Here is a 2387-nt window from a genome sequence, read left to right as displayed (position 1 = left end):
ATATCCGCGCTCGCAGCGCCATGGTGCTCTGTTACGTCATGCCCTTGATGATCGCACCGCAGGTGACGGCGCTGGCCTGGCTGCAATTGTTCGGCCCGGCAAGCCCGTTCCTCAAGCTGTTCGGGGCGGCACCGCCGCTCGGTACCAGGAATCCGCTCTATTCGACATTGGGCATCATCCTGCTGCTCGGCGTGCAGTATGGGCCGCTGGTTTTCCTGCTGGTGCGCGCCGGCCTGCGCAAGCTGCCGCGCGAGCTGGTCGAAGCGGCGCGGGCGGGCGGCGCCGGCTGGTTCACCGTGCTGGTCACCATCGTGCTGCCCTTGATGACGCCGTCGATCATGGCCGCCGCCGCACTCGCCTTCGTCTCCTGCGTCGGTAATTTCGGTATTCCGGCCTTTCTAGGTATTCCCGCCAACTATCTCGTGCTGCCGACGCTGATCTATCAGAAGCTGGCCGGCGGCGGCCCTGCCGTGCTCGGCGAAACCGCGTTCCTGTCGGTGCTGATCGGCATCATCGCCATGGCGGGCATCCTTGCCCAGGAGATCATGAGCCGCCGCCGCGACTATCGCATCAGCTCCACGTCGCTTTCGGCTGAGCCATACGAACTCGGCCGCTGGCGGCCTACGGTCCAGGCCGGCATGTGGCTGCTGATCATCGTGGTGCTGTTCCTGCCGCTGTTCGGGCTGGTTCTGACATCGCTGGTGCCGGGCTACGGCATCGCGCTCACCGCCAAGACGGCGACGCTCGACAATTATCGCTTCGTGCTGTTCGAGCATGACGCGGCCGGCCGCGCCTTCTTCAACAGCTTCTGGCTGTCGATCGCGGCGGCCTTCTTCGCGGTCCTGGTTGCCGTGCCGATCGGCTATCTGATCGCCTGGGGCAAGCAGCGCTGGGTGCGGCTGCTCAATCTGTCGGTGGAACTGCCCTATGCACTGCCCGGTGTGGTGCTGGCCATCGCCTCGCTGCTCATGTTCCTGCGGCCGATCCCGCTGACCGGCATCCAGCTCTACAACACCGTCTGGATCATCCTCTACGCCTATCTCGCCCGTTTCCTGGTGCTGGCGCTGCGGCCAACCATCAGCGGCTATCACCAGATCGACCGGGCGCTGGAGGAGGCTGCGCAAGTGGCAGGCGCCGGGCTGTTCACGCGCATGCGCACGATCATCTTTCCCTTGGTGGCACCGGCGGCGATCGCCGGCGGCCTGCTGATCTTCATGACGGCGCTGAGCGAACTCACCGTTTCGGCGCTGCTGTGGTCGTCGGGCTCGGAAACCATCGGCGTGGTGATGTTCTCCTTCGAGCAGGGCGGCGATTCCAACTATGCGGCGGCGATGTCCGTCATCACCGTGGCGGTCACCTTCGTGCTGATGCTGGTCACCAATCTGCTTGCCCCCTACCTTCCGACCGGAGTGCTGCCATGGCGCGATTGAGCCTGGACAATGTGACCAAGAGCTTCGCCAATTTCGATGCCGTCAGGGACGTGTCGATCGACGTCGCCGACGGCGAGTTCCTGGCGGTGCTCGGCCCTTCCGGCTGCGGCAAGACGACGTTGCTGAGGCTGGTGGCCGGATTCGAGAAAGTGACTTCGGGCGAAATCCGCATCGGCAGCGAGGTCGTGTCGGGCAAGGGCTGCAGCGTCGCACCGGAAAAGCGGCGCGTCGGCATCGTCTTCCAGAACTATGCGCTGTGGCCGCATATGACGGTGGCCGAGAACATCGGTTATTCGCTGAAGGTGGCGAAGCTCGACAAGGCTGTCGCCCGCCGGAAGGTTGAAGACGCACTCGCCCTTGTCAATCTGCAAGGGCTGGGCGAGCGTCGGCCGGCCAATCTTTCCGGCGGCCAGCGCCAGCGCGTGGCGCTGGCGCGCTGCCTTGTCGCCGCGCCCTCGCTAGTGCTGTTCGATGAGCCGCTGGCCAATCTCGACGTGCATCTGAGGGCATCGATGGAGGACGAGTTCGCATCCTTCCACAAGCGCACCGGCACCACCATCGTCTACATCACCCATGATCAGGCCGAGGCGATGGCATTGGCCGACCGCATCGCGGTGATGGATGGCGGGCGCCTTGCCCAGCTGGCGACGCCGCGCGAGCTCTATCATGAGCCGGCAAATGAAATGGTCGCATCCTTCATTTCGCAAGGCATTTTGCTGCCCGTGGATGTGTTGAGCGCGGAAGAAAGGGGCCACTGCAAGGTCCGGGTTCTCGGCGCTGAACTGGTTGTCCGCTGCCGGCCAGGCGAGCGGCCGCGAACCGGGGCAAAGGTCTGCTGCCGGTCGGCCGATCTCGACGTGTCGCCGGATGGCCCCGGCTTTGATGGTCTGGTCAAGCGGGTGATCTACCAGGGTGGCTCGGCGCGCATCGAATTCGCGCCTTCGACCAGTCCCGATC

General features: G+C 64.8%; 2 protein-coding genes. Both read left to right on the top strand.

Features of this window, described 5'->3' with window-relative positions; genetic code table 11:
* A partial coding sequence (locus EN906_RS31080) for an iron ABC transporter permease (RefSeq protein WP_164777497.1) occupies positions 1-1430 on the top strand: 1430 nt, incomplete at its 5' end.
* The coding region (locus tag EN906_RS31075) for an ABC transporter ATP-binding protein (protein WP_164777496.1) at positions 1418-2387 on the top strand (970 nt) is incomplete at its 3' end. The genes EN906_RS31080 and EN906_RS31075, both read left to right, overlap by 13 nt.

This window comes from Mesorhizobium sp. M7A.F.Ca.CA.004.06.1.1, assembly GCF_003999135.1.
Lineage (GTDB): Bacteria > Pseudomonadota > Alphaproteobacteria > Rhizobiales > Rhizobiaceae > Mesorhizobium.
This window is presented reverse-complemented; position numbering and strand designations above follow the sequence as displayed.